The 1,270-nt window shown below is 56.7% G+C and carries 1 protein-coding gene; it reads left to right on the forward strand.

From position 1 onward, the window contains the following. The first annotated feature begins 66 nt into the window (after window positions 1-66). Window positions 67-1,202 (forward strand): IS3 family transposase gene (locus BF12_RS0116920; RefSeq protein ID WP_156941212.1). Its coding sequence is split into 2 segments (ribosomal slippage): window positions 67-340 and window positions 340-1,202, totalling 1,137 coding nucleotides; the frame shifts between segments, so codons are not numbered across the junction. Window positions 1,203-1,270: the final 68 nt, after the last annotated feature.

Raw genomic sequence — 1,270 nt, forward strand, 5'->3', positions numbered from 1 at the left:
TGAAGTGGACCCCAGAATTCGGACCAGGCGCTAAGCTCTGATCATACCGACCAGGAGAGCTTGATCATGAGCAGGAAACGTCGACAGTACAGCAGTGAGTTCAAAGCCAAGGTAGCCCTTACTGCCCTCAAGGGGGAACAGACCACGTCAGAGATCGCAGCCCGCTTCGAGATCCACCCAACCATGGTGAGTCAGTGGAAGCGCGACCTGCTGGACAACGCCACCGGCGTCTTCGAGGGCAAAAGTTCCAGTAAAACCGCCCAGAAGACCCAGGAGGAGATCGATACGCTCTATCGCGAGATCGGCAAGCTGACGGTGGAACGGGATTTTTTGTCACGCAGGCTCGATCGTTGAGTCGGGCCCAGCGCCTGACAATGGTCGAGCCGCAAGCGCCCGGCATCAGCCTCCGACGTCAATGCCAGCTACTCGGTATCAGTCGCTCCTCGATGTACTATCAGCGCAAGGCGCTACGGGCCTATGATCTGGAGTTAATGCGTCTGATCGACGCGGAACATCTGCGCACACCGGTCTATGGCTCACGAAGGATGTCAGCCTATCTCAATCGCTTGGGCCACGCAGTGAGCCGCAAGCGCGTCCAGCGATTGATGCGCGGGATGGGACTACAGGCTATTTATCCGAAGCCATGCACTAGCCGGCCAGGTACAGGACATCGGATCTATCCTTACTTGCTGCGGGGGCGAGTCATCGACCGCCCCAATCAGGTATGGGCGACCGATATCACCTATATTCCTTTGGCGCGCGGGTTCATGTACCTGGTGGCCATCATGGACTGGCACAGCCGTCGCGTGTTGGCCTGGCGGGTCTCCAACACCCTGGATACGGACTTCTGTATCGATGCTTTGGAGGAAGCCTTGGCGTGTTATGGAAAGCCCGAGATATTCAATACAGATCAAGGCTGTCAGTTCACCAGCCAGTCGTTCACCGAAGTTCTGGAAGCCCATGATGTCCGGATCAGCATGGACGGCAAGGGATGCTATCAGGACAACATATTCGTGGAACGACTCTGGCGCAGTGTGAAGTATGAGTGCGTTTATCTGAAGGCTTTCGAGAGCGGCGCCCACTTGCGAGGGGATCTGAAGCGTTACTTCGCTTGGTACAACACAGAGCGGCCCCACCAAGGGCTAGACGATGCTACACCTGATGAAGTGTACTTCTCTCAACCACTGATCCAGGCGGCCTGACGCCGATGATGACCTGATCCGAGCTTAGACGACCCGTCAGGTGGTCCAAAGGATGGGGTCCACTTCAA

This window comes from Cobetia crustatorum, from assembly GCF_000591415.1.
GTDB lineage: Bacteria > Pseudomonadota > Gammaproteobacteria > Pseudomonadales > Halomonadaceae > Cobetia > Cobetia crustatorum.